The 26,112-nt window shown below is 53.7% G+C and carries 24 protein-coding genes and 1 pseudogene; 17 read left to right on the top strand and 8 right to left on the bottom strand.

Annotation, left to right across the window (positions count from 1 at the left end; genetic code table 11):
* The first annotated feature begins 102 nt into the window (after positions 1 to 102).
* The 11 genes from DF283_RS03410 (at position 103) to DF283_RS03360 (ending at position 11,371) form a co-directional block, all read left to right on the top strand.
* Entirely contained in the window at positions 103 to 1,383 is a 1,281-nt protein-coding gene (locus tag DF283_RS03410) for a CpaE/TadZ family protein (RefSeq protein WP_303673305.1), read from the top strand.
* Between the two features lie 80 nt (positions 1,384 to 1,463).
* Positions 1,464 to 2,912: a CpaF family protein gene (locus tag DF283_RS03405; protein ID WP_303673304.1), complete on the top strand. Its 1,449-nt coding sequence runs from the start codon at positions 1,464 to 1,466 to the stop codon at positions 2,910 to 2,912.
* Between the two features lie 24 nt (positions 2,913 to 2,936).
* Complete coding sequence (locus tag DF283_RS03400) at positions 2,937 to 3,893, top strand: type II secretion system F family protein (protein WP_303673303.1); 957 nt, start codon at positions 2,937 to 2,939, stop codon at positions 3,891 to 3,893.
* Between the two features lie 3 nt (positions 3,894 to 3,896).
* Positions 3,897 to 4,862 carry a type II secretion system F family protein gene (locus tag DF283_RS03395; RefSeq protein WP_303673302.1) on the top strand — a complete coding sequence of 322 codons (966 nt, stop codon included), beginning with the start codon at positions 3,897 to 3,899 and terminating at the stop codon, positions 4,860 to 4,862.
* 645 nt (positions 4,863 to 5,507) lie between these two features.
* The gene (locus DF283_RS03390) at positions 5,508 to 7,034 is read left to right on the top strand and encodes a globin-coupled sensor protein (protein ID WP_303673301.1); all 1,527 of its coding nucleotides are present in this window, start codon (positions 5,508 to 5,510) and stop codon (positions 7,032 to 7,034) included.
* Between the two features lie 176 nt (positions 7,035 to 7,210).
* On the top strand, positions 7,211 to 7,420 hold the full coding sequence (locus DF283_RS03385; RefSeq protein WP_303673300.1) for a hypothetical protein: 210 nt from the start codon (positions 7,211 to 7,213) through the stop codon (positions 7,418 to 7,420).
* A gap of 227 nt (positions 7,421 to 7,647) precedes the next feature.
* The gene (locus DF283_RS03380; RefSeq protein ID WP_303673299.1) at positions 7,648 to 7,872 is read left to right on the top strand and encodes a hypothetical protein; all 225 of its coding nucleotides are present in this window, start codon (positions 7,648 to 7,650) and stop codon (positions 7,870 to 7,872) included.
* An 88-nt stretch (positions 7,873 to 7,960) separates the two neighbouring features.
* Positions 7,961 to 8,944 (top strand): thiamine-phosphate kinase, encoded by a 984-nt coding sequence (gene thiL, locus DF283_RS03375; RefSeq protein ID WP_303673298.1) that lies wholly within the window; start codon positions 7,961 to 7,963, stop codon positions 8,942 to 8,944.
* A complete protein-coding gene (ispD, locus tag DF283_RS03370; RefSeq protein ID WP_303673297.1) occupies positions 8,941 to 9,672 on the top strand; it encodes a 2-C-methyl-D-erythritol 4-phosphate cytidylyltransferase in 732 nt (243 codons plus the stop codon). Before thiL ends, ispD begins: the two co-directional genes overlap by 4 nt.
* A gap of 80 nt (positions 9,673 to 9,752) precedes the next feature.
* Complete coding sequence (gene ruvA / locus DF283_RS03365) at positions 9,753 to 10,382, top strand: Holliday junction branch migration protein RuvA (RefSeq protein WP_303673296.1); 630 nt, start codon at positions 9,753 to 9,755, stop codon at positions 10,380 to 10,382.
* 428 nt (positions 10,383 to 10,810) lie between these two features.
* Positions 10,811 to 11,371, top strand: a complete 561-nt coding sequence (locus tag DF283_RS03360) for a hypothetical protein (protein WP_303673295.1) — start codon at positions 10,811 to 10,813, stop codon at positions 11,369 to 11,371.
* A gap of 83 nt (positions 11,372 to 11,454) precedes the next feature.
* Here DF283_RS03360 and rpmA read toward each other — a convergent pair whose 3' ends face one another.
* The 4 genes from rpmA to ispH form a co-directional block, all read right to left on the bottom strand.
* The gene (rpmA, locus tag DF283_RS03355) at positions 11,455 to 11,715 is read right to left on the bottom strand and encodes a 50S ribosomal protein L27 (RefSeq protein WP_303673294.1); all 261 of its coding nucleotides are present in this window, start codon (positions 11,713 to 11,715) and stop codon (positions 11,455 to 11,457) included.
* 64 nt (positions 11,716 to 11,779) lie between these two features.
* Positions 11,780 to 12,097 (bottom strand): 50S ribosomal protein L21, encoded by a 318-nt coding sequence (rplU, locus tag DF283_RS03350; RefSeq protein ID WP_303673293.1) that lies wholly within the window; start codon positions 12,095 to 12,097, stop codon positions 11,780 to 11,782.
* 151 nt (positions 12,098 to 12,248) lie between these two features.
* Positions 12,249 to 13,328 carry a 30S ribosomal protein S1 gene (locus DF283_RS03345; protein ID WP_303673292.1) on the bottom strand — a complete coding sequence of 360 codons (1,080 nt, stop codon included), beginning with the start codon at positions 13,326 to 13,328 and terminating at the stop codon, positions 12,249 to 12,251.
* 46 nt (positions 13,329 to 13,374) lie between these two features.
* Positions 13,375 to 14,274 (bottom strand): 4-hydroxy-3-methylbut-2-enyl diphosphate reductase, encoded by a 900-nt coding sequence (gene ispH / locus DF283_RS03340; RefSeq protein WP_303673291.1) that lies wholly within the window; start codon positions 14,272 to 14,274, stop codon positions 13,375 to 13,377.
* Between the two features lie 287 nt (positions 14,275 to 14,561).
* On the opposite strand from ispH, the gene DF283_RS03335 reads away from it, so the two are divergent.
* From DF283_RS03335 to trpS, 4 genes are all read left to right on the top strand, one after another.
* Positions 14,562 to 15,380, top strand: a complete 819-nt coding sequence (locus tag DF283_RS03335) for a sigma-70 family RNA polymerase sigma factor (protein ID WP_303673290.1) — start codon at positions 14,562 to 14,564, stop codon at positions 15,378 to 15,380.
* Between the two features lie 56 nt (positions 15,381 to 15,436).
* Positions 15,437 to 16,465 (top strand): prepilin peptidase, encoded by a 1,029-nt coding sequence (locus DF283_RS03330; RefSeq protein ID WP_303673289.1) that lies wholly within the window; start codon positions 15,437 to 15,439, stop codon positions 16,463 to 16,465.
* A 147-nt stretch (positions 16,466 to 16,612) separates the two neighbouring features.
* Positions 16,613 to 17,251: a hypothetical protein gene (locus DF283_RS03325; protein WP_303673288.1), complete on the top strand. Its 639-nt coding sequence runs from the start codon at positions 16,613 to 16,615 to the stop codon at positions 17,249 to 17,251.
* Positions 17,252 to 17,414: 163 nt separating this feature from the next.
* Positions 17,415 to 18,473, top strand: coding sequence for a tryptophan--tRNA ligase (gene trpS / locus DF283_RS03320; protein WP_303673287.1), 1,059 nt, complete (start codon positions 17,415 to 17,417; stop codon positions 18,471 to 18,473).
* 151 nt (positions 18,474 to 18,624) lie between these two features.
* On the opposite strand, the gene DF283_RS03315 is transcribed toward trpS, so the two are convergent.
* The 3 genes from DF283_RS03315 to mqnC form a co-directional block, all read right to left on the bottom strand.
* Positions 18,625 to 18,894 carry a hypothetical protein gene (locus tag DF283_RS03315; RefSeq protein WP_303673286.1) on the bottom strand — a complete coding sequence of 90 codons (270 nt, stop codon included), beginning with the start codon at positions 18,892 to 18,894 and terminating at the stop codon, positions 18,625 to 18,627.
* A gap of 268 nt (positions 18,895 to 19,162) precedes the next feature.
* Positions 19,163 to 19,972 carry a hypothetical protein gene (locus tag DF283_RS03310; RefSeq protein WP_303673285.1) on the bottom strand — a complete coding sequence of 270 codons (810 nt, stop codon included), beginning with the start codon at positions 19,970 to 19,972 and terminating at the stop codon, positions 19,163 to 19,165.
* Positions 19,973 to 20,223: 251 nt separating this feature from the next.
* A complete protein-coding gene (mqnC, locus tag DF283_RS03305; RefSeq protein WP_303673284.1) occupies positions 20,224 to 21,327 on the bottom strand; it encodes a cyclic dehypoxanthinyl futalosine synthase in 1,104 nt (367 codons plus the stop codon).
* Positions 21,328 to 21,518: 191 nt separating this feature from the next.
* Here mqnC and DF283_RS03300 point away from each other — a divergent pair, with 191 nt between their 5' ends.
* Positions 21,519 to 23,231 (top strand): radical SAM protein, encoded by a 1,713-nt coding sequence (locus tag DF283_RS03300; RefSeq protein WP_303673283.1) that lies wholly within the window; start codon positions 21,519 to 21,521, stop codon positions 23,229 to 23,231.
* A 44-nt stretch (positions 23,232 to 23,275) separates the two neighbouring features.
* On the opposite strand, the gene DF283_RS03295 is transcribed toward DF283_RS03300, so the two are convergent.
* Positions 23,276 to 24,451 (bottom strand): hypothetical protein, encoded by a 1,176-nt coding sequence (locus DF283_RS03295; RefSeq protein ID WP_303673282.1) that lies wholly within the window; start codon positions 24,449 to 24,451, stop codon positions 23,276 to 23,278.
* A 130-nt stretch (positions 24,452 to 24,581) separates the two neighbouring features.
* Between DF283_RS03295 and ispG the strand changes: the two are divergent.
* Positions 24,582 to 25,661 (top strand): annotated as a pseudogene (gene ispG, locus DF283_RS03290) (flavodoxin-dependent (E)-4-hydroxy-3-methylbut-2-enyl-diphosphate synthase); the annotation flags it as partial.
* Between the last annotated feature and the right edge of the window lie 451 nt (positions 25,662 to 26,112).

Below are 26,112 nucleotides of genomic sequence, written 5' to 3'. Positions count from 1 at the left end.
GGGCCCTGCCCTATGGGCATCCCCCCCCCCCACGATTACCAGAAGTGATTTTCCACCCCTCCGATTCTGCGTTGTCCTGAAATGGAATGAGTCTGCTCACCGATGAATTCAATTAAAGTCGTTGCCGTCGCCAGTTCCGAGGAAACTCGGCTAAGCCTGTACAACCAGTTGCAGGCACTGGATTTTATTGACTTTAATGGCGTTTACATTGAGTTATCCGACGCGGTTCGCGAATGTCAGGAAGTGGGGCCGGATGTCATTCTGGTGGATCTGACCGCCAGAGAACTGGACGCAGGCCTGTTTATTCAGGCCATTGGCATGAACCCGGAAACCCCCTGTGTCATTTTCGCCCTGCACCGGGAAATGGATCTGACCGTCTTCAAGGAAAGCATCCGTCAGGGGGCCAAGGAGTTCATTCAGTACCCGGAGGACAAGCCGGGCCTGGAAGTGGCCCTCAAAAAGCACTTTAACTACCTCAGCCGCTTGTCGTCCCAGAACCAGAAAAATCACGCCAGCGCCAAAGATAGCAAGGAGATTCCGGCCAACGGAAAAATCATCGCCTGCTTCGCCAGCAAAGGCGGGGTGGGATGCTCCACGGTGGCCGTCAATCTGGCGCATGAACTGCACGCCCTGAAGCATTTATCCGTGGCCTTTGTGGATCTGGATCAGGTCTTCTGCAACAGCGCCATTATGCTGAACCACAAGCCCAGCTATTCCTTGGGCGATATCGCCGAAAACGATCCCAAGGATGTGGACGAGTCTCTGCTGAATAAAATCATCGTCAAGCATGAGTCCGGGCTGCACGTGGTGGTGGGCAGCAAAAGCGTACTGGATGACAACGAAATGATTTCCGCCGAACTGCTGGAAAAAGCGCTGGATTACCTGACCCTGAAGCACCACTTTGTGATCATTGACCTACCCACGCACGTTCTGGACCCCTATCACCAATACGTGGTGGAGCGGGCGGATGAGATTCTGGTCATCTCAGCGTCGGATATCCCCAGCCTGTACCGCACGCGTCAATATCTGGATCTGGCCCAGAAGTACCTGGACATGCGCAAGGTCAAGATGGTACTGAACCGCTACAACCTGAAAGCCGCCTATCGTATGAGCAATCAGGATGTGGAAAGTGAGTTTCGCTACGAGATTTTCGCCCGATTGCCCAACGACTGGGAACTCAACGTGGAGGCCAACAGCTTTGGCTCCAGTCTGAGCAAGGTCAATCCCAAGTCCGAACTGGTGAAGGCCCTGCAGAAACTGGCCCTGCAATTAACGGGGGAATCCCCGGCTGTGGAGCAAAACAGCAAGCCTGCCAACGGGCAGGGACTGCTGGGCAAACTGTTTACCGCCAAGACCGAGCCGAACCAACCCAAACGCATCTAACCACAACTTTAAACTGATTCACAATCTGGTATTTCCCCTGAAAAACCGGGTATATCACCATTAAAAAGGATCCATGACCCATGTCTCTATCCAGGCAAAACCGATGGGGGTTTGGCAAGAAAGATACCCCCAACATCCCGGAGGCTGAAAGTCTTCAGGCTGGCGTACCGGCAGAAGTGAACCCGGTGGGCGGTGGAGCCATTCCGCCAAAGTTCAGCCAGCCCGCCAGTCCATCCCCGGCCCCCAAGCCGAAAAAGGAAGTGGCCCCTGAAGATCCTTACTATGAGCTAAAATCCAATATCCACCGGCGCTTGATTGAAGAGATCGATTTAAAGCAACTGATGGAAAAAGGCAGTACCGGGCTGCGCGATCAAATCCGGGACGCCATCAGCCACCTGCTGATGGAGGAAAGCAACCTGCTGACCCTCTCCGAGCGGGATCGCCTGATTGAGGACATCGTCAACGAAGCCATGGGCTTAGGGCCGTTGGAGCAATTGCTGCGCGATCAATCCATCAGCGAGATTATGATTTTAGGGCCGCATCTGGTGTATGTGGAGCGCAATGGCAAACTCACCGAGTCCAAGGTGCGCTTTAAGGACGATGGCCATTTGCTGCAAATTATTGATCGCATTGTATCCGCCGTGGGTCGCCGAGTGGATGAAACCCAACCCCTATGCGACGCCCGCCTGAAAGACGGCTCCCGGTTTAACTGCGTGATTCCGCCCCTGGCCCTGGATGGCCCCTTGGTGACCATCCGTAAGTTCTCCAAAGATCCGCTGACCGTACAGGACCTGATCAACTTTGGCTCCCTGACCCCGGAGTCAGCGGAATTGCTGCGAGGGTTTGTGCAAGGCCGCATGAACATTGTTATTTCAGGTGGTACCGGTTCCGGTAAAACCACCCTGTTAAACGTCCTTTCCAGCTTTATACCGGATGATGAGCGGATTGTGACCATTGAGGACACCGCCGAACTACAGCTGCAACAAAAGCACGTGGCCCGCATGGAAACCCGTCCGCCCAACCTGGAAGGACGGGGCGAAATCACCATGCGGGATCTGGTGAAAAACTCACTGCGGATGCGGCCGGAACGCATTGTGGTCGGAGAATGTCGCTCCGGCGAAACGCTGGATATGCTGCAAGCCATGAACACCGGCCACGATGGCTCACTGACCACCCTGCACGCCAATACCCCCCGGGACGCCATCCGACGCATGGAAACCATGGTCATGATGGCCGGTTACGACCTGCCCCAAAAGGCCATTCGGGAACAAATCGCCTCCGCCGTGCATGTCATCATTCAGGCCAGCCGCTTGAGCGATGGGAGTCGCCGGGTCATGAACATCACCGAAGTAGTGGGCATGGAAGGCGAAGTGGTGCTGCTACAGGATATTTTCCACTTTGTGCAGCAGGGCGTGGATGAAAACAACAAAATCATCGGCGCCTTCAAGCCCACCGGCATCCGCCCCAAATTCCTGGATATTCTGAAAGCGGAAGGCATTGAAATTGACGAATCGCTCTTTGCGCTATAGAGCTTACGTTGAGGACTCACGCTCATGGACAACAACCTGTTAACCAGCCTGATTCCGGGCCTTGCCCTGATTTCCCTGGCCATGTGGGCCTACGAAACCTTTTTCAAAAAACAGGTGCAGGCCCAGGAACATATTCAAAACCTGCTCAGCACCACTACGGCGCAAGGAAAATCCGGCAAAGAGCAGGAAAACATCCTCAAGCGCCGCAAGAAAAACACCACCGGCAAAGCCACCAGAACCGAAGAGCTGGAAATTAAGCTGGAACGGGCCAACATGCTGATTACCACCAATGAGTTTTACCTGATTTCAGCAGGAACGGCATTGGGCGGTGGGCTTCTCGGCTGGCTGATTACCGGACAAAACCTTCTTTTGGCCTTACCCGTGGGCGGCGCTTGCAGCGCCTTGCCTTACGGCTTTATGACCCTTAAAGGCATGCTGCGCATGAAAAAAGCCGCCGCCCAGTTTGCCGATGTCTTAAACAGCATGGTGAACGCCTTTAAAACCGGTTTTGGCTTTAGCCGGGCCGTGCAAATGATTGCCGACAATTACGACGACCCGTGGGGCACCGAATTCGGCAAGATGGCCGCTGAAATGAACCTGGGCGCCACCATGGAAGATGCCCTTTACGTCCTCTCCAGCCGGGTGCCCTCCCCGGATGTGGATCTGTTTGTGACCGCACTGCTCATTCAAAAGGAAACCGGGGGCAGTATGGCCGAACTGCTGGGCAATCTGTCTCACACCATCCGGGATCGCTACAAACTCTTCCAGAAAGTAGGCGCCATTTCCGCTCAGGGTAAGCTGTCCGCGGGGATTGTCTGCTGTGTGCCCTTGCTGCTTTGTCTCATTATGTACATGTTCCTGCCGGAGGCCACCACCCAATTCGTGACCAACCCCATTGGCATTGTGCTTCTGGTGCTGGCGGGCTTCTGGGTCTGCTGCGGCATTGGGGTGCTTTACAAGATTGTGCAAATTGAGGTGTAACCCATGCAACTGGCGCTGATGATCTTGTGTTTGCTTGGAACCGCCGTCTTCCTGATTTTAGGACTCAAGGCCAATAAAGAAGATGAACAGGTGCAGGCCCGTATCAACTCGCTCAGCCAGCGAGAGGCCAAAAAGAAAACCAGCCGGGCCAAACAACTGGAAAACAGTTTCTCGCATCGGGTCATTTTCCCGCTGGCGCAACTGGTGTTTGACAATACACAGGCCATTATTCCGTTAAGCAGCAAATCCTGGGTAAAGTCCAAACTCATTCAGGCAGGCTACCAAAAACCGCACTACCAAAAAACCTTTCTCGGCATACAACTGCTCTGCACCGTCATTCTGTTCGGCCTGTTTTTCAGCCTGATTTCACTGGTTGGCAATTTCAGCGGCACCATTGGCCTGAGTGTGGCCACTGCCTTTGGGCTGGCCGGATATGGTTTACCCATGTTGTGGTTGACCCAGCAGGCCCAAAAACGGCAAGAAGGCATTCAGAAGTCTCTGGCCGATTTTCTGGATTTGCTGGTCATTTGCATGGAAGCAGGACTGGGGCTGGATGTGGCCATCAACAAGATCACCAGCCTGAAGTCCGTAAAGACCTCTACCTACCTGCGGGAGGAATTAACCCGCTACACCCGGGACGTGGGCTTTGGACGCAGCCGTAAAGACGCCTTGCTGGACATGGCCGAACGCACCGGGGTTGATGATTTGAACGCCATTATCAACGCCATAATCCAGTCCTACGAAATGGGAACCAGCGTGGCCCATACCTTGCGGGTGCAGGCCGATTCGCTCCGCACAAAGCGCCTGACCAAAGCCGAGGAAAAGGCGAACAAGATCCCGGTCAAAATGGTTATCCCCATCTATGTATTCCTGTTTCCTGCCATCTTTGTGTGTATTTTTGGGCCCATTGGCATGGTCATGATCGACGCCCTGAAGGGGATTTTTGCGGGGGCCAGCCTGCAGGGCTAAAGGGGACTTTTATAAAGGTGTCATCCGGGCGTTTCCACGAACAAAAGCCTTAAAAGAGTGTAAGATTGACACTTTCCAGCACTTGCGCCCAAAAAGTTTTTCTTTACAATTTGGATGAATTTAATTATCATAATAGGAAATTAATCTCATCTTTGAGTTACGAATTTACACGAACTTAAAGACTTCTCGGATTCAGGTTTTTATAGCAGCCAGCCCTTGGCGGCTTTCCATTTTAAATGGTTCATCAAGGCGCAACAAAATTCAGGATCGACTGAGTTTTGTGGGTCTTAATTTTGGAACAGTTTAATTAGATATCCAACCCCACCTGTTGAAAAATAGGTGCTTTGGAACAATTGGTGACGAGTGAGGTAAAAACAAGGCGGGCTTCAAACCCCGCTTTTTCTTTTTCCTGACAAATCGAACGTAGGGTCAGGCATTGCCAAAATTTAAAACTTCTTGTATGTTGTTTATATATTTTTACAATCCATCATATTCCAGATCCCAATCTTAAAAATCAGCCATTTTCGTTCTCGTACAAGTGTTTTAAAGCAACACCAACAACCTGGCAAAACCAGCGCGTGGGACATATCCATACCCGCCATTAATTTTTATTGGAGTTATTGTGAAATTTGAGGAAGTCCATTAATGCAAGCCAGTACCGATCGGGAAGCACGCCTTAGCTTTTTAAGAATTGACTCTCAAGCCTGTCAAACGCTCCAGGGTATTTCTCCCGTTCTGGAAGGTCAGTTAGAGCAAGTTTTAGACGAGTTCTACAATCACATCTTCCAGTGGCCTGAATTAAAGGCCAAATTTCCCAATGAGGCCAGGGTGAGCTATGCCAAAAAAGCGCAGGCGGAACACTGGAAAATGCTCTTTTCCGGGCGCTTCGACAGTCTTTATATGGAACGAATCACCGTCGTTGGAAAAACGCACGAGCAAAAGGCCATTGAGCCTCGCTTCTACTTGGGCGGGTATTGCTTTGCCCTGACCAAATTGATGGCCACCGTGTTTGACCATTACTCCCAAAAAGGCAAAAAACAGCAGGATTTTCTGCCCGCCATGCAAAGCATCCTGAAAGCGGCTTTTCTGGATATGGACATGGCCATCAGCATTTACAACGATACGGTCAAGAAAACCGCTGCCGAAAAGCTGTCCAGCTCTCTCAACGAAGTACTGGGCAAAGTGTCGGAAGTAGACGAAAACGTAACCACGCTGGCCAGCGCGGTGGAAGAGTCGACCGCAAACATCCGCCAGATACTGGAATCCAGCGGAAAAGTCGAGCAAAACGTGAACGATGTTGGCCACAGCGCCAATCAGGTTTCAGACAACATGCAAACCGTGTCTGCGGCGACTGAAGAAATGTCCATGGCCATCAACACCGTGGCTGCAGCCATGGAGCAGATGGAGGCCTCCCTGAAAGAGGTTTCCAGCAACGCGGCCAAAGCCTCCAGTGTGGCCAGTAGCGCCGTATCCAAGGCGGAAGGCACAAAATCCACCGTGGGACAGCTGGGTATTTCCGCCGATGAAATCGGCAAGATCGTGGGCATCATTAAAGACATTGCCTCCCAGACCAACCTGCTGGCCCTGAATGCCACTATCGAGGCGGCCAGCGCCGGGGAGGCAGGAAAAGGCTTCGCCGTGGTGGCCAACGAGGTCAAGGCGTTAGCCAAACAATCCGCCCAAGCCTCTGAAACCATCCGCAACCAGGTCGAGGAAATGCAGGGCAACACCCGAACCTCGATTCAGGCCATTAATGAAATCACCGAAATCATTGAACAAATGAATGAAATTAACCACACCATTGCCGGAGCGGTTGAAGAGCAAACCGCCACCTCCAATGAAATCGCCAAAAACATCACAGAGACCGCAAGAGCGGCACAGGATGTGGCCCAAAACATCAGTGTTTCCACAGCGCTGGCCAATGATGTGGCGGCCAGCGTGACAGAGTCCAAAGTGGCCTTTGCCCAGATCAATCAAAACCTGGAAGAATTAAATCATGGCGCTCAGGATATGGCCAAAGCCGCTGCCAACTCTGCCGTCCGGGCCTCCCAGATTACCGAGGATCTCAAGGCCACCATCAACGACGCCGCGTCTTCGGAAAATCGTCCCAAACTGGTCACCCACCCGGAATACCAGGAGGCGGTGCGCCCGGGACAAACCACCCTGGCCTGAGCCCACCCAGCCGGATCAGAGAAGGTGCGCTTGTCCCATAGACAAAGGGCTCCGCTTCTGCTTTAATAGCCCTGTCAGAATTGATGATTCTGGTATTCTTCAGCTCCAATCTGCGGAAAGCCGGTTTCAAAAATTCAGTCAAAATCAAGCATGCAAGCATTTAAAAAGGTACTATTATGGCTGATCTCAAAGCAATGCTGAGCCAAATGATTCAGATGCCAGCCAAGTCCAGGGTGGGTCAACCGTCACAGCCTGCTGCCAGTGGCGCAAAAAAGGCCATCGATGCCCTGAGCGGTTTCAGCGCCATGCTGAAAAATGGGGAGATTCGCTCCAACCTGAATCAACCGGCCTTACCGTATACGGCGACCAAAAGCTGGGTTGCCTAAACCCAGCCGCCCGAAAGGCAGTATTTTTTATTCACTTAAAGAGATTAAAGCGAGGAAACATGACGCTTCCTCGCTTTAGGTTTTATCCAATCACGGGGTTTCTTGCCCTACCAAATCGCCCTGATTACGGCCACTTTCATTTTTTCGACAATTTGCATGGCAACTTTGGATGATAACTTGTTTTTATTTTTATATCATTAGCAAGTAATCAGGAGAAAAGGTTGCTCATGTCTCAACGACTTGGACAAAATCCAAATGCTTTCTTGCAACTGGCAGGAAAATTACCGGCTGTCAGCACCCGCTCGGCAGGCTCTCCTGTTCCGGTAGCCGCCAGTGGCCCTGGTACTGACCAGTTTGGCCAATTCCTGCAAGGACTGCAATCACGCCCCATCAACCTGGAGCGTCCGCGAGCGGCGGAAGGACAAGGTCAAAAGTTGGACTTGTCGGCGTAAGCACGATCAACCGTGATAAGATTTCTAAGAGAGGCTTAGTTGGCCTCTCTTTTAGCGTTTAAGCCCCGTTTTTCAAAGTCTTGCCACCATGTCCAAAGAACTTGCCATTATTGATCTCATCGCCCAATTATCCGGGCAAACAGAAGCTTTGGCCGATGACGCCTACTGGGACGAGCCCGCCCGACTGGTCTATACCACTGACATGCTGGTAGAGAACCGTCATTTCAGCCTGGACTACTTTACGCCCCAGGATTTGGGCTGGAAAGCGGCGGCGGTCAATATCAGCGATTTGGCGGGTATGGGCGCGCAACTGAAATGTGTTCTCATCTCGCTGGGCTTGCCGGAGCATCTGCCTCTGGCCTTTGTCAGCGACCTTTATCAGGGCTTCCAAAGCGCCTGCCAGCAATTCGGCGGATTCATCGCTGGCGGGGATACCGTCGGCAGCCCCACCCTGACCCTCAACGTGACCGCCATCGGCACCTGCCCCCAGGGAAGCCACCCCGGTCGCCGTTTTGCCGCCCAACCCGGTGACTGGGTGATTGCCACAGGCTTTCATGGCCTGAGTAAAGTGGGGTTGGAAGCCCTGACCCACCAATGGCCGGACTACCACACCAGCAAGCAGGCTCACTTACACCCACTGCCCCAGATACAGGCTGGTCAAGTGCTAGCCAGCCAGTTTGAACGCTACGCCCTGATGGACAGCAGCGACGGGCTGGCCGACGCCCTCATCAAAATCGGCCACAGCAGCAAGCAAGCTGTGGTGGTGGAGCAGCGCAAATTACCCATTCACCCGGAAGTGAGGGCTTACGCCCAGCAGGAGGTCACCCGGAATACTGTGTTAAATGCTGAACAGGTAGCGCTGGACACCGTGCTATACGGCGGGGAAGACTTCCAGCTGGTGGCCACAGTGCCGGCGGTGGACGCTGATATATTGGCCCACTTCCACGTGATTGGCCGGGTCGGCGCAGCATCATTGACACCGGGAGCCTATCTGACCACGGAGCCCTCTCTCCCTCCCGTTTCCCTGCAACTGGATCAGGCCTATCAACATTTTCAGGGGGAATCCCCGTGAGTCCCTCTGCGTGCTGGGCCGTGATTCCGGCGGGCGGCACGGGCAGCCGATTTTCATCCACCCAGAACAAACTACTGGCCCCACTGGCCGGGAAACCCGTGCTTTGCCGCACCGTGGCCGCCCTGCTAGGCGTCCCCGACATTGAAGGCATAGTGGTCACGGCTAGCGCTGACCATTTGGAAACCTATCGCCATTTGCTGGAACGAGAATTTCCGGCGCGGAATCTGCGCTTTACCACGGGCGGCAGCTCCCGCAGGGCCTCCGTCTATCAAGGGCTACTGGCCTTACCGAATCACGCCACGATTGCCCTGATCCACGATGCGGCTCGTCCGCTCATCCAGGCACAAACCATAGCGCAAGCCCTGCAGGCCGTGCAGCAGGGGGCCCTGGGCAGTGTGGTGGCCATCCCGGTGGTGGACACCCTCAAAACGGTGGCTCCGCAAGGCAATTCACAAGGCGAACCACTGACCATCACCCAAACCGTGGATCGCAGTTGCTTTTGGCGGGCTCAAACCCCGCAAGTATTTCAGCTTGAAACCTTACGGCAGGCCCATGAACAGGTTCCCCAAGAGGCAGTGGTCACGGATGACGCCCAACTCCTGGAGCTGCTGAATCTCGGGCCCCTGCACATTGTGCCGGGAGAGGTCAGCAACCTCAAAATCACCACCCCGGAAGACATCACCCTGGCCGAATGGTATTTGCAGCGGGCAGCATACAATCGCCAATAACCAATATCCCTGCGCTCTGATTTCTTTGCGCGCAATATAGGCGCTATAATGGGCAACATCAATTGAACAGGAAGCAAAGCATGCTGTCGTATCTCAAGGGCGAATTGGTTGGCAAAGCGTTGGAATCCCCACGGGGCGCTTATTTTCTGGTGGATATGCACGGCATGGGCTTTGAAGTGCTGACCAGTCAGCGTTCCGTGGAGAGCAGCCCTCCCGTCGGACAGGCCGTTCAATTGTTTACCACCCTGGTGGTGCGGGAAGACGCACTGTTTCTGGTCGGTTTCAACAGCAAGGAAGAGCGGGATCTCTTCAATATTCTGCAAAGCGCCTCCGGCATCGGCACCAAGGTGGCGCTCTCTCTACTGTCCGCCTTGTCCGTTTCCGAAATCGCCCAGGCAGTGGTGTCCAACAACTTCAACCTCCTGACCAAAGCCAAAGGGGTGGGCAACAAGCTGGCCCAAAAAATGACCCTGGAGCTGAAGGAAAAGATGATGAACTGGCGCACGGTGGACTTTGCCAACCAGCTCAGCGCCGAAACGTTTCAGGGCGCCTCTGAGGCATTCGTGGAGGCGGAATCGGTTCTGCTATCGCTGGGATATCAGCCCGAGGAAATCCAGCGCAGCTTCAAGGCCATCGCCGCCGAGTCATCGCCCGATTCTTCGGAACTCATCCTGCGTGAATCGCTGCGCTGGCTAGCGCATTCCGTGTAGGCCAAGCAGTCAAGACCAGCCTGCCTCCCGCCCCGCATTGAGAGAAATCCGTTCCCATCTGCTGGCGGGTGCTTTGCTATGGATGGGTGACTGTCAAAAGAAAAGAAACCCCTGCTCGTGGGTCAAGCAGGGGAGGAGATGATGAATTCTGAACCAGAGCCTTCAGCATCTCCGGCAGAGAGAAAGAAGAGAGAGCAGTGAAAAGCCTGTGCCGGGGAGCCCGGCTGTGCTTGTATTAAAACAAGCAGTCGGATGGCTGATTCTAGGAACTTCCTCTCAATTTCTGGCGTACCACTGGGAGAAAAGTCACTTTCACCCTGCCACTCCCTTTGAAGGGTGAACGGGGATTCCACGATGTTCGGAATAAAACCCTAAACTTTTAAAACAACCGGTCGATAAACAGCTTATAGAAAAATGAGCCTGTATCGATGACTGCCCATCCCGCCCAAACCTCTCAACACCCTGAAACCGTTGCCCCCGGAAATCCAGAGCGCCCTCCAGACTTGTCCTTCTCAAAGGCCGATGCCAAGAGCGGCGGACTGTCGGTGTCTTCCCCGGAAGCCGATGCTCCCTTGACCAGTGCCACCGTCCCGTCTGACCCGGCAGTGGTTTCAATCGCCAAATATCAAGCCGTGGTTGACGAATTGGCCCGCTATAAAGCCCATTTCGGGGAACTTCCAGAATTATCCATTCCAGCAACGGAGGGGCCTCCCGACCCCAGCCAGCCCCTCACCACGGGCAGGCCGGAAGATTCGGAGAATGCCTCGGAGTCTCCCCTGCTGACCGCAAACCCCACGCCGGCAGAATGTATCGACCCGGAGCAAAGCCGGGAGGAAACCGAGCAGTTGCTGAGTATCCTGTCTGTCAATGATCGGGATTTGGCCCATGAAGTGAACGATTTAAGGGAATTGCTGAACATCTCATCATCGTCTCCCAACAGCCCTTTAAAACATTTTGGCTTTCAGCGGGGCAAATCGGCCAATCAATAAGCCCGTTCTCTGCTAACTCCTACGACAAAAAACCCGAACCGCAAAAAGGGCTCGGGTTTTTGAATGGTTTTGAAGAAGATCGATTAAGAGAGTACCGGGATGATGCTGACCTTTTGGGAGGTCTTGCGGTGACGCTCAAACTTGACGGCGCCAGCCACAAGAGCGAACAGGGTGTCATCCCCGCCACGGCCTACGTTGGTACCGGGGTGGAACTTGGTGCCACGCTGACGAACCAAAATTTCGCCGGCATTGACCGCTTGACCACCAAACCGCTTGACGCCCAGCCGTTTAGACTCGCTATCGCGTCCGTTCTTTGTCGATCCTACACCTTTTTTTGATGCCATTGCTTGTTTTCTCCAGATTTAAACTTGCTGCGACAAATACCCGCCATCAGGCAGGCGGTCAAAATTACTTCGGCAGATTCAACCCTTCGATCTGAATTTGGGTGTAGCTCTGACGATGGCCATTTTTGCGGCGGTAACCTTTTTTGCAGCGCATTTTGTAAACCAACACTTTGGGGCCACGGAAGTGACGCAACACTTTGGCCTTCACAGTGGCACCGCTCACGTAAGGAGCGCCCACCAGAGATTTTTCGCCGTCAACGACCATTAAAACGTTGCCGATTTCAAAAGTCTCATCCACATCTTTGGGCAACAAATCCACATCGATGTAACGACCTTCTTGAACCTGATATTGTTTTCCGTTCAAATCCACAATAGCTAACATGTGTTTAATACCTTTGTTGAGGGGAATCTAACCGTACAATTGCGGGACACAGATCTCGATGGTGACGGCTGAAGTGAGGAATCAATATACCAACACCAAAAAACCGTGTCAAATGAGTGAGAATTTCAGAGCCAGAGGCCCAAGGCCTACCCTACTGGGCAGGACCTTGGAACTCCAAAGTGATTTTGCGCTCACCGGCAAAGATGGAAACGATGCGGAAGCTGTAGCTTTCGGTCAGGAAGTACTGACGGCCGCTGTTATCGTAGGCGCAGTAGGCTTCTACACCGGGGGCCAGCTCAGCCAGCACACCGGAGTTGAGCAACTTGGAAATACGACCGTTCAACACTTCGCCCACCTTGAACTGCTCGTTCACGGAGACCCAGGGATCGGGCTGTAAACGTTTCAGGCTCAGGCTAATGCGCTGCAGATCGCGGTCTACGGTCAACACACGAACCGTCAGGCGCTCGCCTAGGGTCAGCACTTCGGACGGGTGCTGAATCCGGCGCCAGGTAATTTCAGACAACGGCAGCAAACCATCGATGCCGTTGATATCCACAAACACCCCGAAATCGGTGATCTTCACGATTTCGCCTTCCACGATGTCGGCTTCATTCAGCTTGCCAATGGTTTCGGCGCGCATTTTGGCCTTTTGCTCGAACACGGCTTCCCGGTGGCTGAGGATGAGCTTGTTTTTGTGCTTGTCCACTTCCAGAATTTTGGCAGGCAAGGCATCACCGACCAAATCGTGCAGGGTTTTGGCCACCCGCAACTGACTGGCGGGAATAAAGCCCTTGAAGCCCAGAATATTGACGATAACACCACCCTTGGTGGTGCCGCTGACGGTGGTTTCCACGATTTCACGGGAATCACGCAGTTCCATCAGACGATCCCAGTTTTTCCACATGGCCACCCGACGGATGGACAGAGTATAGTGGGCGCGGGTTTCATCGGCGCCATCATGCTGGCTCAGCAGGAACAACTCCAGCACCTGACCGGGCTTGTACTGCGCTTTCAGGTCATCCAGACTGTAGCAACCCGGAACTTCCTTCATGGGAACGACACCTTCGGACTTACCGCCGATATCCACCGTCATGCCATCTTTTTCCAGTTTCAAAACCTCGCCCACCACAATGGTGCCAGGCTTCAAAGCGGTTTCAAAACTCTTTTCCAGCAAGTCGGCAAAGCTTTGGCGCATTTCATCCGACGTTTCTAATAATGTGGTCATTCCCATTAATCAAAATTCCTTTTTGATTGCTAACTGTAACGTTGATTGGAGTTTAAAGCGCTTGCAGGTACTCCAGAACCTCCTGAATCAACCAGTCCGGGGTGGAAGCCCCAGCGGTGACGCCGATGATGCTGGCCTTTTCCAGGGCCTCGCATCCTTCGAGTTCCTTGTAAGTTTCAATGTGGATGGTATCCGTGCCTTCCGCCCGGCAGATTTCAGCCAAATGCGTGGTATTGGCACTATTTTTACCACCAATCACCACCATGAACTCCACTTTGCCGGTCAACTCCAGGGCGGAGTTCTGCCGAAAATAAGTGGCCGGGCAAATGGTATTGAACACCTTCAGCTCTTTGGCTACCTTGGAGAGTTCTTTAACCATCTCAAAAAAGTTTTCTTCCATCTGGGTGGTTTGGGACACCACCCCGATACGGCGACGAGGTACATCCTTCAGCTTCTCGGCGATCTCGTTCACCTTGTTAATGGCCACGATTTTGGCCCCCGGTACCCGTTGAGAGTAAGCCTTGATCCCGATAATCTCGGGATGCTCTTCCTTGCCCACGATGACCACAGTGTACCCTTCCTCAGCCAGCTGGATGGCCTTGTTCTGCACCAGGCGAACATCGGGGCAGGTGGCGTCAGAGACTTCCACGCCCTTGGCCAGCGCTTCATCCACCATCTCCGGCGGGGCCCCGTGGGTACGAATGACGCAAACGCTTCCCGGCGGCACTTCATCCAGGGAGGATACGGTTTTGATATGCTTGGCATCCAGGTGATCAATCACTTGCTGATTGTGAATCAACTGCCCTAGAACATAAACGGGCTTATCACTGCTTTCCCCAACCGCCAGTGTTTTATCCACGGCTTTTTGAACCCCGTGACAGAAACCGGAATGTTCTGCCACCAGTATGGTTTTGGGCTTTTTGGACTCGGTTACGGAGTGGGTGAGTTCCAAGCGGACTACAAACCTTTCGTTTAAAATCCCTGTTGATGCCAGGCATCTGAACGATGCGAACATTTGGAATAACAGGGGACACCGTTTCGTTCCTTAATTTGTATTACAATCCACCCGAAAAAATCAACCATCTTTAGGAAAGGGCCGCAGCCCTTGCGATGCTATAATGCCGAAAGCATCTTTATACTTCGTCGCCGGCCCCGCACCTTGAAAGCGTGTTTGACCCGTTTCATCAGGAGAGCCGCGAATGTTATCCAGAGCTGAGTGAGTTAGAGGACGGTGACTTCGTGAGCAGTACGCCTACCAGAGCATCTTCGGAAGATATCTTCTCCAGCGATCTGGAAGACTTGCTCCATAGTTATCTCAGCTGCGATTTGGACGCCCAAAGCAAAGAAAAATTGCGCGACCAGATTGTGGCCCGGGTGATGCCTTACGTTAAAAAAATCGCCCACGGACTGGCCCGGCGCAGCTCCGATCCGGTGGAAGACCTGATTCAGGTGGGCAATATTGGTCTGCTGAAAGCCATTGATAAATTCAACCCCCTGGTGGGCACCAGCTTTAAAACCTATGCCACCTATTTCATTACCGGGGAAATCCGCCACTACCTCCGGGACAAAACGGCCATGATCAAGGCCCCCCGGCAGATGTACGAGCTGTACTACCGAATCAATCAGATTGTCCACAAGCTGACCGAATATCTGGGGCGCACCCCCACCGACCTGGAAATCGCCGAGGAACTGCAATGCCCGGTCACCAAGATTACCCAGGCCCAGGACATTGAGCGTCGCCGCCTGCCCGTTTCGCTGGATCAGTATCTGGTCAATGACAACGGCGGCAATGAAACGGTCTACATGGAACGACTGGTCGACCACGCCCAAACCGAGTTCCGGGAAACCCATGAAAACCGGCTGGTCATTGAGCGGGCCATGGCCAACCTGAAACCCGATCTGCGGGATGTCATCACCATGACCTACTACGAAGACCTCAGCCAAACCGAAATCGCCGAGCGTCTGGGTATCTCTCAAATGCAGGTGAGCCGCCGGTTGCGCAAAGCGCTGGATTTATTGTCCCAAACGCTGAAAGCGGATCAGGGGACCTCTTCATAAAAAATTTTCCGCCACTCACAAAAGCCATCGTGTGAACTGAATAGAAAGAAAACCCCGTGTTTGACCCCGTTACGCAGGCCTTCTGGATTCCCTTTATTTTTGTGATTGGGCTGTGCGTGGGCAGCTTTTTGAACGTTATGGCCCTGCGCTTTCTGGCCGATGAGCCCATTGTGCTACCCCCCTCTCACTGCCCTAAGTGCGATACCAAACTACGCCCTGTTGATAACATTCCGGTCCTTAGCTATCTGCTGCTGGGGGGCAAATGCCACAATTGCAAGGCTCCTATTAGCATTCAGTATCCGCTGATTGAGCTGGCCACAGGGGCCCTGTTCTGTTTTACCGTGTGGTTTTTTGGCCTGAACTGGCAATCGGCCTTTTTAATGTTCATGATTGCCAACCTCATTGTCATTTTCATCACCGACCTGCGGGAAAGCCTGATTTTTAACTTCAACTCCATCTACATGCTCATCCCCGTCGGATTGCTTTACAGCCTGCTGAATCTGGGCGGGATGGAGGGAACGGCCTTTACTGTGGATTTAGGCGCGTTGGTGCTACATGTGCCCGAGGCCCTGATATCGGCCTTATGGGCCATGTTGATTTCACTGATTTTCTTTGAGGGCATGATTCTGCTTTCCCTGTTCTTCTTTGGCACGGAAGGGTTTGGCCACGGAGACACCTTTTTGATGATGGGCGCCGGCGCCTTTCTAGGCTGGCCACTGACGGTTTTGGCGCTGGGCTTGGGCTTTCTGGCCCAAACCATTCCAGCCATCCCCTTACTGATCCTTCAATGGATTCAAAACAAACAATATGTTTCTCTCATCTCCGGGGCGGTCGCTCTGGGGTGTGGCACCAGTCCCCTGTTACTGATGAACTCGGGGCTTCCCGCGGAAACGACGGTCTGGATCAGCCTGGGTTGCCTCATACTCTCGCTGATTTCGCTATTGGTCTTCCTCAAGCAGGTGCGCACCGCCCAGACCTTTACCTATTTACCCTTGGGCCCGGCCCTGATTATCGGCATTCTGGTGTCCCTGTACTGGGGAAACGATCTGATTGGCTGGTACCAGCACTACTTGCTGCGGCACTAGAAAAACGACCCTTGCCCAAAGCCTATTGTCGAGCCGATGGGTTTTTGTGCTACTCTCTTCATTGAGATTCATCATTTTCAACGGTCGGTTTTAATTTTCGTAAGCCTCCTCAAGATCCCCCTTGCGTCCTCACGTTGGAGAAGTGCCGTGCTTGCTTTTCATTTGCTGAACCACCGCATTCTGGTCGATCCGGTTTACGGTCTGGAAGTCCTGAACCACATGTGGGCCACCGAGCCGGTGGGCACCACCAGTATTTTACTGACCTCCATTGGTCTGCTGATCACCCTGAGCTTTAAATTGCTGGATTTTATGTGGGACATCTACAAGGAACGGGCCCGGCAAGGGCGACTGCAAGTGGAACTCACCGTGGAATCCAGCCCGGAGGGTAAGCCTGCCCTGTGCGCCATTGTGTCTAATGTGGGTCGGGAACCGGTGGTCGTTCGGGATATTGGCTACAGCAAACCCCGCCTGATTGGCAGCGAGTTTATTCGGCTACAAACAGCCGAGTCTCCCTTACCGCATGCCTTAAACGCCCGTGAACTGATTCGCATCCACAACATCACCGAAAACGAAGCGGACCTGAACCAGTTATTGGGCCGCTTTCGGGTCAAGGACTCTCTGGGGAAGCTGTGGGAAGTCCCGGATTTAGAGATTCGCAAGGCCCGACGGGCTCTAAAAAATATGCGTGGCAAACCGCGCCCCATGGAAAAAGGCCCCAAGCCCTTGCCCCGCACAGAAATACTGGCCCAACTGGAAGCCAGCGCCCCCATTTCCACCCAAAACTAAAGGCCGCGCAGCCTTTGAGTCAGGCGCGTACCCCTTCCCCAAACGCATGTAAAGCTGGGCGCAGCCCGCAAGCCATGGCATTGCCCTTGGCGATTACTGTCCGGCAACTGTTTCAGAATGCGCCAATGACAGGCGGCGGCGCTTCCCCTATAATGGGGCCATTATGACTGAGCCAAACCAATCCCCCCCCGCCCCCACTGAAATTCTCAACCTGAAAGAAATTGAAAAGCTGCCCGCATCGGCCAAAGTGGTCATGTCCGGCATGCGCCCCACCGGTAAGCTCCACCTGGGGCACTACATGGGCGTTCTTAAAAACTGGGTTACCCTGCAAGACCAGTACCCCTGCTTTTTCTCCATTGCCGACTGGCATGCCCTCACCACCAAGTACGATGACACGGCCAGCTTGAGAGACAATATCCTGGAAATGGCTTTGGATTGGCTGGCCGCTGGCATTGATCCGCAAAAAGCCACCCTGTTTGTGCAGTCTTCCATCCCGGAAATTGCCGAACTCCACCTGCTGCTGAGCATGATTACCCCGGCCAAATGGGTACAGACCGATCCCACCCTGAAGGACATGGTGGCCATGTTGCATGAAGATTTGTCTTACGGCCTGCTGGGGTATCCGGTGCTGCAAACCGTGGATATTCTCTCGGTTCGGGCCGGGTTGGTGCCGGTGGGCAAAGACCAGTTGGCCCATCTGGAGATTTCCAGAGACATTGCCCGCCGCTTTAATCACCTCTATCAAACCGACTTATTCGCCGAACCTCGCCCCCTGCTGACTAAAACACCCATGCTCATTGGGCTGGATGGCCGCAAAATGGGGAAATCCTTCAACAACGCCATTTACCTGAGCGATTCCGCCGAAGAGACCTGGAGCAAGGTGAAAACGGCCATTACCGATCCAGCCCGAATCAAGCGCACCGACCCCGGGACGCCGGAAAACTGCGAAGTGGTTTACAAGTACTACCAGGCCTTTGCCGATGCCAGCGCTCAGGCGGTGACCGCTGAGGAGTGCCGTGCGGCAGCCCGGGGTTGTATGGATTGCAAAAAACAGCTGGGCGAGCTGATTAACGCGCAGATGGCTCCCATGCGGGAACGCCGGGCCCTGTACGCATCCGACAAGGCCCAGGTGGAAGCGCTGCTGAAAACCGGCGGCGATCAGGCCCGTGCCCGCTGTCAGGAGACGCTTCAGCAGGTTAAACAATTAATGAAACTGTTTTAACAGCCACCCCAATGACCGAAGAAAAAAGAAAACAGCGTAGTCAGGGACGCACGCTGCCAAAAGGGGACAATAAGGGTCTGTTGTCAGTTGACGAATCTCTAAAACCGGTTTCTCAAACCAGTTTTTACAAATACTTTGTAAATAATAAAGCCTAGCGGCCACCCAGAAACAGGTTGGTTCCACTTCCTGGGAACAATATTGGCTGCTGAAAAGGCCCATCAAATAAACCTTGGAAACTTGTATTAAATGAGAAGGGGTTAAACTGTGGATAGAAGACCGTGTTTAACGGTTGACCACTGGTGAAAAAGAGCAAAGCCCCAATATCTTGAGAAAATGCGGCCCGCTGACCACCGGGCAGGTTGGGGAAAACCCCTTGAGTCAAAAAGGGATTGGGAAATAAAAAGCCGCCTGGTACTGACATTACCGTTGTCCTCCAAAAATTCAGATTGATAAGCCTAAAAAAAGAATGAACGAATGCTGACTATATTTCGCCATCAATCCATACATTTACTCTCTCGGGTAATCCTGAGATATAGTTCAGCCAATATAATAAAAACAATCAAAAAGACAGAATTGCCCCCGGGTCGAAAAATGGTGTAACAAACTTATTACAACCCGGCCTGATAAAACCCTTGCCCCCCTTGAAGCCCGTTTGCGACATCCCACTGCCGCCTTCCCGGATCCGCCCCCTAAAAAGACGCGGTAGGCTTGGCGTTAAATAGTCTGTAAAGCTCCTGCTCCCGGCCACCCACAGTGTACAGGCCCATTGACTGAAACTTGTAGGCCAGGCTTTGCCCTTCCGCCTCCAGCGTTTCCCGGACACTTTGGGAAAACACAATACTGTTAGATCCTGCAAAAGAAGTCAGCCGCTGCATTTCCTGCAAGGCCGCCTCAAAAGTGGTTTCCCGATCCAGGACGTGAATGCCAATACGGAAGGGAGGCTGAGGATCCTTGGGACGCAGCAAGGCGTAATGACTCAACACGGCTTGGGAAGCAGTCAGGGCATAGTGGATAGATTGCGACAGTGACGAAAATTCCAGGGTGAAGTCACTAAAATCCCGATCCAGGGGTTTTCCGGCCTGCCGGGCGGGCCCTTGCTCCAGCAACTGGGCGCCGGCAGGGCAGTGACTCGAATCATAATTGACCTGAACCAGATACCAACGATTTGTCACCAGCTTTTTTTGCCGGGTCTCCTGTAAGGCATGCAAGCGTTTCAAGCGAGTCCGCTGCAATTCGGCCTGATGCTCCAGATCACGGCGCTGCTCGATCGTCTTGAAATATTCCGACAGAATGCTCAACCCAAAAAACAACACCGTAAACACGCAGGCCACAATCCCCTGCGTGGTAGAAATCTCCTGCCGGTTAAAATACAGGACCGGGGGGGTGATAAAAAGCTGCACTGTCGCGTTCAAGGGGGCAAACAACTGGGTCAAAGGCCCCAAAAAAGGGTTTAGGGCCTTGTTATTGACCGCAAGCAACAACCAATGAAAAATGGCCACTGGCGAAATAACCGCAAACAGGGCAGCCAACACGTCACAAAAAATATACAGGATTCGCAGCATCGCTCAAAAGGGATGAGTGCCCGTTTATCGAAGGTTCAATCTCTGGTAAACCGGCACCCAGAACCCGTTCTCAACATTCAATACAGCAAGGCCTAAACCTGCTTCCCCCCAGCATAGCCTGAAACCATGCGCCGGGTGTTCCTCTCAATAGAGGAATTCGGGAAATGGGCACATCACAGGGGTTAAAATCAGGCCTGCTGTGGGTAGGTTTGCAAAATGTTATAGGCCGTATCCCGCTGGGCGGCGTCAAATCCGGCCCGATGAATGACCTTGACCATCTCTTCCACGCTTTTGCGGGTGGGGTTAATGCCGCACTGGGTCACCACATTCTCTTCCAACAACAGGCCGCCCATATCGTTGGCCCCCATTCTGAGGGCAGTTTGGCCGATCTTGAGCCCCTGAGTGATCCAGGAGGCCCCGATGTTGGGAATATTATCCAGCACAATGCGGGCCAGGGCGCTGACTTTGAGATACTCCACGCCAGTAGCGGGTGGATTGGGCAATTTTTCCAGCTTGGTGTTCAGCTTTTGGAAAGTCCAGGGAATAAAGCTGAGGAAACCACCAGTTTTATCCTGCAAATTCCGAATCTGGAACAGGTGATCCACAATGTGCCAGTCCTCTTCCATCATGCCAAACATCATGGTGGCCGATGTTTTCAGGCCCAGCCCATGGGCCACTTCCATCACTTCCAGCCAGTCGTGGGTACTGACTTTTTTGTGGCTGACCTTACGGCGGATGTCATCGTGCAAAATTTCGCCCCCGGCCCCCGGAATGGAGGAAATGCCCGCCTCAATCAGTTGCTCAATCACCCATTGCAGGCTTTTACCGGTGATCTGGGTCATGTAGGCGATTTCGGTGGGAGAAAAAGAGTGGATGGTCAGGGTGGGGAAGTCCTTGCGCAGGTTGCGCACCACATCCAGGTAGTATTCAAACGGCAAATCGGGGTTGACCCCGCCTTGCAGCAGCAGTTGGGTGCCGCCGGCATCGACCAGTTCCTGGGTTTTTTCCTTGATCTGAAAGTAATTCAGGGTGTACGCGTCGGCATCGTCCTTGTGGCGGTAAAAGGCGCAGAACAGGCAGTCCACATTGCACACGTTGGTGTAGTTCACATTGCGATCGATGACAAAGGTCACCGGGGAACCGGGGGGGTGAAAGCGCTCCTTGACCGCCTCGGCCATCAGGCCCAGTTCAAACAGACTGGCCTCTCGCAGCAGGCGAAGGGCTTCGTTTTCGTCAATTCTGGGGTGGGAATCCGCGTTGAGTGAGGTGGAACTTTGGGCAATCGTAGACATTGGTCTGTGTTACTATCCTATAGATTCCGGGCGCTATATAATGCATACCATAGCAGAAAACCCGTCAGGGCCCAAGGCGTCAACACAAGTAACCACTCGTCCGTTAAAACGCACTATTTAGCCCACCATTTAATTAAAACCCACTGATCCGAATCAGCACCGCTTGAACCCAGGGAGCATTTTTCCGTTTTATGCCCACCACGCAATTGAAAAAGCCTGATAACCGCCCCAGCTATCGCCAGGATGCGCATGAAGAAGCTTATTTATACCAACCTGTCGCCCCCAACCCGGACGCCTTGCGGGTGGCCATGGTATATCCGGCCCCGTATCAAATCGCCATGTCCTCTCTGGGTTTTATGATTCTGTTCAAGCAACTGGATATCAATCCGGATATTGACGCCCGCCGCATATACGCGGACACCTTGCAGGAGCATAACCCCAAGGAACTGGAGTTAATGGGCCTGTCCTTCGCCTTTGAGCTGGATATTGTGAAGGTGCTGGACATTTACGCCGAATACGACATTCCCATGTTCGCCAAAGACCGGGATCGCAGCCACCCCCTGATTTTTGCCGGCGGCCCGGTGCCCATGAGCAACCCGGAGCCCTTTGCCGAATTCTTCGACTTTTTCCTGATTGGGGAAGGCGAAGAGGTCATGAACACCCTCATGAACGTTTATCGCCAATACCGCCACCTCACCGATCGGGAGGAACTGATTCACCGGTTGGCCGCCGAAGTCCCCGGTTTGTACGCACCCGGGATGTATGAGGTGCATTATGAAAGCCCCGATGGCCCCATTAGCGCCATTGTCCCCAAGTACGACGATATTCCGGCCCTGGTGCAAAAGCAGATTGTGGCCAACATGGACGATTTCATCGCCCACACCCCCATTCTCAGCGACAAGGCCATCTTCTCCAATACCTTGCTGGTAGAGGTCATGCGGGGTTGCGCCCACCGTTGCCGCTTCTGTCTGGCCAGCTACAGCATGCTGGGCCCGATGGGGTCCGGGCTACCGGCAGCCCGAGGCGGCACCATCGAGAAGGTCATTCAAATCATTGAAAACGGCATTCAGTACACTGATAAAGTGGGCCTGTTAGGCGCCTTGGTCTCCGATCACCCGGAGTTCCCGGCCTTGTGCGATTACCTGGACAGCAAGGAAGGCTTGACCGTTTCCTCCTCCTCCCTGCGGGTGGACACCATTACCGAGCAAATCGCCAACACCTTTAAAAAGGGCGGCCAAAAGCAACTGACCCTGGCCATTGAAACCGGCTCAGAGCGCATGCGTCGCCGGGTGAATAAAAACCTGCGCCATGAGCAGATTCTGCAAGCCGCAGGAACCCTGGCCAAGGCCGGACTGGAAGGCGTGAAGTTCTACGGGATGGTGGGCTTGCCCGATGAGACTGATCATGACGTGGAGCTGCTGGCGGACTTGTTAAAAGAAGTGCGCAAAGAGAATCCCAAACTGAAAATCCATTTGGGATGCAGCTCCTTTGTGCCCAAGGCGGGTACGCCCTTCCAGTGGCAACCCAAGATCGACAACAAAACCGTGGATCATCGCTTTGAGATTCTGCGGAAAAAGCTGCTGAAAGTGGCCGATGTGCGGGCTTCCAGCGCCAAGTGGGATTACTTTCAGGCCTTTCTGTCCCGAGGGGATCGCCGTTTGAGCAAGCTGATCGTGCGCTTCTACCAGTTGGGCGGCAGTCTGGGTTCGGTTAATCGGGCTTACAAGGAGCTGAAAAAGGAAGGCCTGGTGGACTTCCCGGATCTGGATTGGTACGCCCTGCGGGAGCGCCCCGAACATGAGATCCTGCCCTGGGAGATGATTAGTCTGGGCGTGCCCAAACACATCCTGTACAAGGAAGGGCTGCCCCCGCCCGGCTTTGAAAACGCCGTATTTAAAAACTAGTCTGGCATTTTCAGCTTTAACGCTCTGAGGCTCAAGTCCTGTGTTTAATCGGGCGGATTTTTAGCTGCGCCCAATTTATCCGCGGCCCAATTGAAGGGCAGTAGCACATTGTCCAGCAACCCGGAGACAAACAGGGTGGTCTTCACCCACTTGCCAGCCCCGGTCTGGTCGTGGGGAACCACCCCCGGATACTTTTGCTCGGTAGCGGTAATGGCGGCGGCGGCTTTTTGCCAAAACGCCTTTACTGGACTCACCTTTTGGGTATTGGAGGCCTGAACGCCCTGAATGGCCGCTTTTCCCAGCAGGGTGCCATCCTTAATGCCATGAATGCCTAACGCCGTGATCAAGACGGCGGCCAGATTCTCCCCGCTGGCGGTGTAATGTTCGGCCTTGGCCGCATTCATACGAGGGGAGTGCTGCGCGGCCTTGACTTCGCTGTTCACGGCTGCGGCGGTGCCCCAGCCCATAATCCCCAAGCCGGACAAGCCTCCCAGAAAAGGGTACTTGGCCCCCAAAAAAGCCACCGCCCCAATGATGCCAGCACTCATGGCCGGATGCTGCCGACAGACAGCCACAAAATCCGCCACAGAGCGGTACATGCCGTACAGGCGATAATCCCAGCCGGTGCCCCGATAGTGATTACGCCCTGACATCCAGGAATCCATAGCCTCTTGGTATGCGGCGTTTTTAAACCGTCGCTCAAAGGGGTTTCCGGCAAATTCCGCCTGTATCATTTCCGACACACTGCTGAATAGCTTTCCGTGGCGGCGGGCCTCATCCAGAGCGGCCCGCTCAAACTCTGGCTTCAGGGCTTTCCGGTTCACCCGCTCCAGAATCTGTAGCACCTTTTTTTCATCCGTCCCGAAGCGGGCTTCCACCGTGGCCCGGCAAAATGTCTTGGCCAGCAGTTTGGCCTGCTTTTCCCGCTGATGAGCCTGATGACGCTGCCGTTGAAAATCCAGAACGGAGAAGGGCAAAGCCGACCGGGGAAAGGCCGAGAAAATCCCACCGCTCATCCCCACAGGCGGTAAGGCTCCCGAAGGCGTGGAGGACACTGGGGGTAAAGGCAGGGACCTGCCAAATGTCCGTATCCCCTGAGGCGTTTCCGCAGGAAAGGACTGTCTATGGGCAGGCCAAGCCAGCCATGTGTTCTGAACCATCATTTCTTTCCGCATCAGTTGGGTATGAACAAGCTCGGCGTTCACCGCCGAATGGCTCATTATACCGAATCCAGCTCCGCCGCTCAATTTCCTGAATGTGCTTGGAGATAGAAGGTCCTGGTCTTTCATGCCGGGGGCGATGGCGCTAGAATAGGGGCACGTCACCAATCAACAATCAAACAGGTATCAGGCCATGGACATTCAAAGACGCAGATCTCGCCAAATTAATGTAGGGAACGTGGCAGTGGGCGGAGACGCTCCCATTTCGGTACAGTCCATGCTGACCAACGACACCCGTGACGTAAAAGAAAGCGTCTACCAAATCCAGCGTCTGGCCGACGCCGGGTGCGAAATCATCCGCCTGGCCGTGCCGGATAAGGAAGCGGCAGAAGCCCTGAAGGCCATCGTGCCCCAATCGCCCATTCCGGTGGTGGCCGATATTCACTTTGATTACCGGCTGGCCCTGGCCGCCGCCGACAACGGGGTGCATTGCATCCGCATCAATCCGGGCAACCAGCCTCGCAAGGAGTTCATTCGGGCCGTGGTGGCCAAGTGCAAGGAACGGGAGATCCCCATCCGCATCGGGGTGAACAGTGGCTCGGTGGAAAAACCCATCAAGGACGCTTATCCCGATGATTTGGTGACCCAGTTGGTGGAAAGCGCCCTGCTGAATGCCCGCATTCTGGAAGAAGAGGATTTTTTTGAGTTTAAAATCTCGGTGAAAGCCAGCGATCCGCTGAAGATGGTGGAGGCTTATCGCCGGTTGGCCAAGCTGGTGGATTACCCCCTGCATCTGGGCGTCACGGAGGCCGGTACTTTAAAGCGGGGGCTGATTAAAACCTCCATGGCCTTTGGCATGCTGCTATCGGAAGGGATTGGCGACACCATTCGGGTGTCGCTCACCGCCGATTCGATTGAGGAAGTGTTTGCCGGTCACGAAATTTTACGGGGTATGGGCCTGCGCCAATCCGGCTCTAATCTCATTAGCTGCCCCTCCTGCGGACGGTGTGAGGTGGATTTGCACGGACTGGCTAACTCCGTGGAAGCCCTGATGGCCGATATGGATCGTCAAAATCCGGGCAAGCCACTGGATGTAGCGGTGATGGGCTGCTTTGTGAATGGCCCCGGCGAAGCGGGTCACGCCGATATCGGCATTGCGGGCGGCATTGGGCAGTACTACATTTTTAAAGGCGAAGAAAAAGTGATGCGGGTGCCAGAACACGAGGCGCTGGAGAAGTTCAAGGCCGAGTTGCAAAAGACTTACGCCGAATACGACCCGGACGCCAAGAAGCATCAACCCAAGCAGGCGGCCAATTGGCAAACCGCCAACAAGGACGCCGAAACGCTGGCCGTGGAAGCGCACATTGCGGAGTTGGAATCCTCCGTTTAACGCCGCTCTCAGAAACGTGGATTGCCCCTGCTGAGGAGGCTTTCTGGGAAAATTCGATCAGTGAATTTCCGCCTGTTGAGAGGGGTGGGAACAAGTTGGGTATAAGCTTTTTGTTGCGCTTTGTGGGTGATAATTAAAAGCATCTGATGGGTAATGGAGTAACTGCTCCCGAGATTGTTTCGCTTTTTCCTGTTGCAGCCGCATGAACAGCCAATAATTTGCTGGGACCCCTCTGAAAAATAAGCTTTTTGTAGAAATGCTATTCATACTTTAAAAACCCACATTTTTGAAATGCTACAGTGTATCTTTACTACAAAAGCTAGCAATCCGG

Origin of the sequence: Vampirovibrio chlorellavorus (assembly GCF_003149375.1) — a bacterium.
Lineage (GTDB): Bacteria > Cyanobacteriota > Vampirovibrionia > Vampirovibrionales > Vampirovibrionaceae > Vampirovibrio > Vampirovibrio chlorellavorus_B.
This window is presented reverse-complemented; position numbering and strand designations above follow the sequence as displayed.

Excerpts from the sequence above, each read along its gene's own strand:
- rplU (WP_303673293.1), bottom strand. The coding sequence starts at position 12,097 with ATGTTAGCTATTGTGGATTTGAACGGAAAACAATATCAGGTTCAAGAA.
- DF283_RS03380 (WP_303673299.1), top strand. The coding sequence starts at position 7,648 with ATGTCTCAACGACTTGGACAAAATCCAAATGCTTTCTTGCAACTGGCA.
- DF283_RS03385 (WP_303673300.1), top strand. The coding sequence starts at position 7,211 with ATGGCTGATCTCAAAGCAATGCTGAGCCAAATGATTCAGATGCCAGCC.
- ruvA (WP_303673296.1), top strand. The coding sequence starts at position 9,753 with ATGCTGTCGTATCTCAAGGGCGAATTGGTTGGCAAAGCGTTGGAATCC.
- DF283_RS03360 (WP_303673295.1), top strand. The coding sequence starts at position 10,811 with ATGACTGCCCATCCCGCCCAAACCTCTCAACACCCTGAAACCGTTGCC.
- DF283_RS03345 (WP_303673292.1), bottom strand. The coding sequence starts at position 13,328 with ATGGGAATGACCACATTATTAGAAACGTCGGATGAAATGCGCCAAAGC.
- thiL (WP_303673298.1), top strand. The coding sequence starts at position 7,961 with ATGTCCAAAGAACTTGCCATTATTGATCTCATCGCCCAATTATCCGGG.
- mqnC (WP_303673284.1), bottom strand. The coding sequence starts at position 21,327 with ATGTCTACGATTGCCCAAAGTTCCACCTCACTCAACGCGGATTCCCAC.
- rpmA (WP_303673294.1), bottom strand. The coding sequence starts at position 11,715 with ATGGCATCAAAAAAAGGTGTAGGATCGACAAAGAACGGACGCGATAGC.
- DF283_RS03315 (WP_303673286.1), bottom strand. The coding sequence starts at position 18,894 with ATGTCAGTACCAGGCGGCTTTTTATTTCCCAATCCCTTTTTGACTCAA.
- DF283_RS03405 (WP_303673304.1), top strand. The coding sequence starts at position 1,464 with ATGTCTCTATCCAGGCAAAACCGATGGGGGTTTGGCAAGAAAGATACC.
- trpS (WP_303673287.1), top strand. The coding sequence starts at position 17,415 with ATGACTGAGCCAAACCAATCCCCCCCCGCCCCCACTGAAATTCTCAAC.
- DF283_RS03295 (WP_303673282.1), bottom strand. The coding sequence starts at position 24,451 with ATGAGCCATTCGGCGGTGAACGCCGAGCTTGTTCATACCCAACTGATG.
- DF283_RS03395 (WP_303673302.1), top strand. The coding sequence starts at position 3,897 with ATGCAACTGGCGCTGATGATCTTGTGTTTGCTTGGAACCGCCGTCTTC.
- DF283_RS03400 (WP_303673303.1), top strand. The coding sequence starts at position 2,937 with ATGGACAACAACCTGTTAACCAGCCTGATTCCGGGCCTTGCCCTGATT.
- DF283_RS03390 (WP_303673301.1), top strand. The coding sequence starts at position 5,508 with ATGCAAGCCAGTACCGATCGGGAAGCACGCCTTAGCTTTTTAAGAATT.
- DF283_RS03410 (WP_303673305.1), top strand. The coding sequence starts at position 103 with ATGAATTCAATTAAAGTCGTTGCCGTCGCCAGTTCCGAGGAAACTCGG.
- DF283_RS03300 (WP_303673283.1), top strand. The coding sequence starts at position 21,519 with ATGCCCACCACGCAATTGAAAAAGCCTGATAACCGCCCCAGCTATCGC.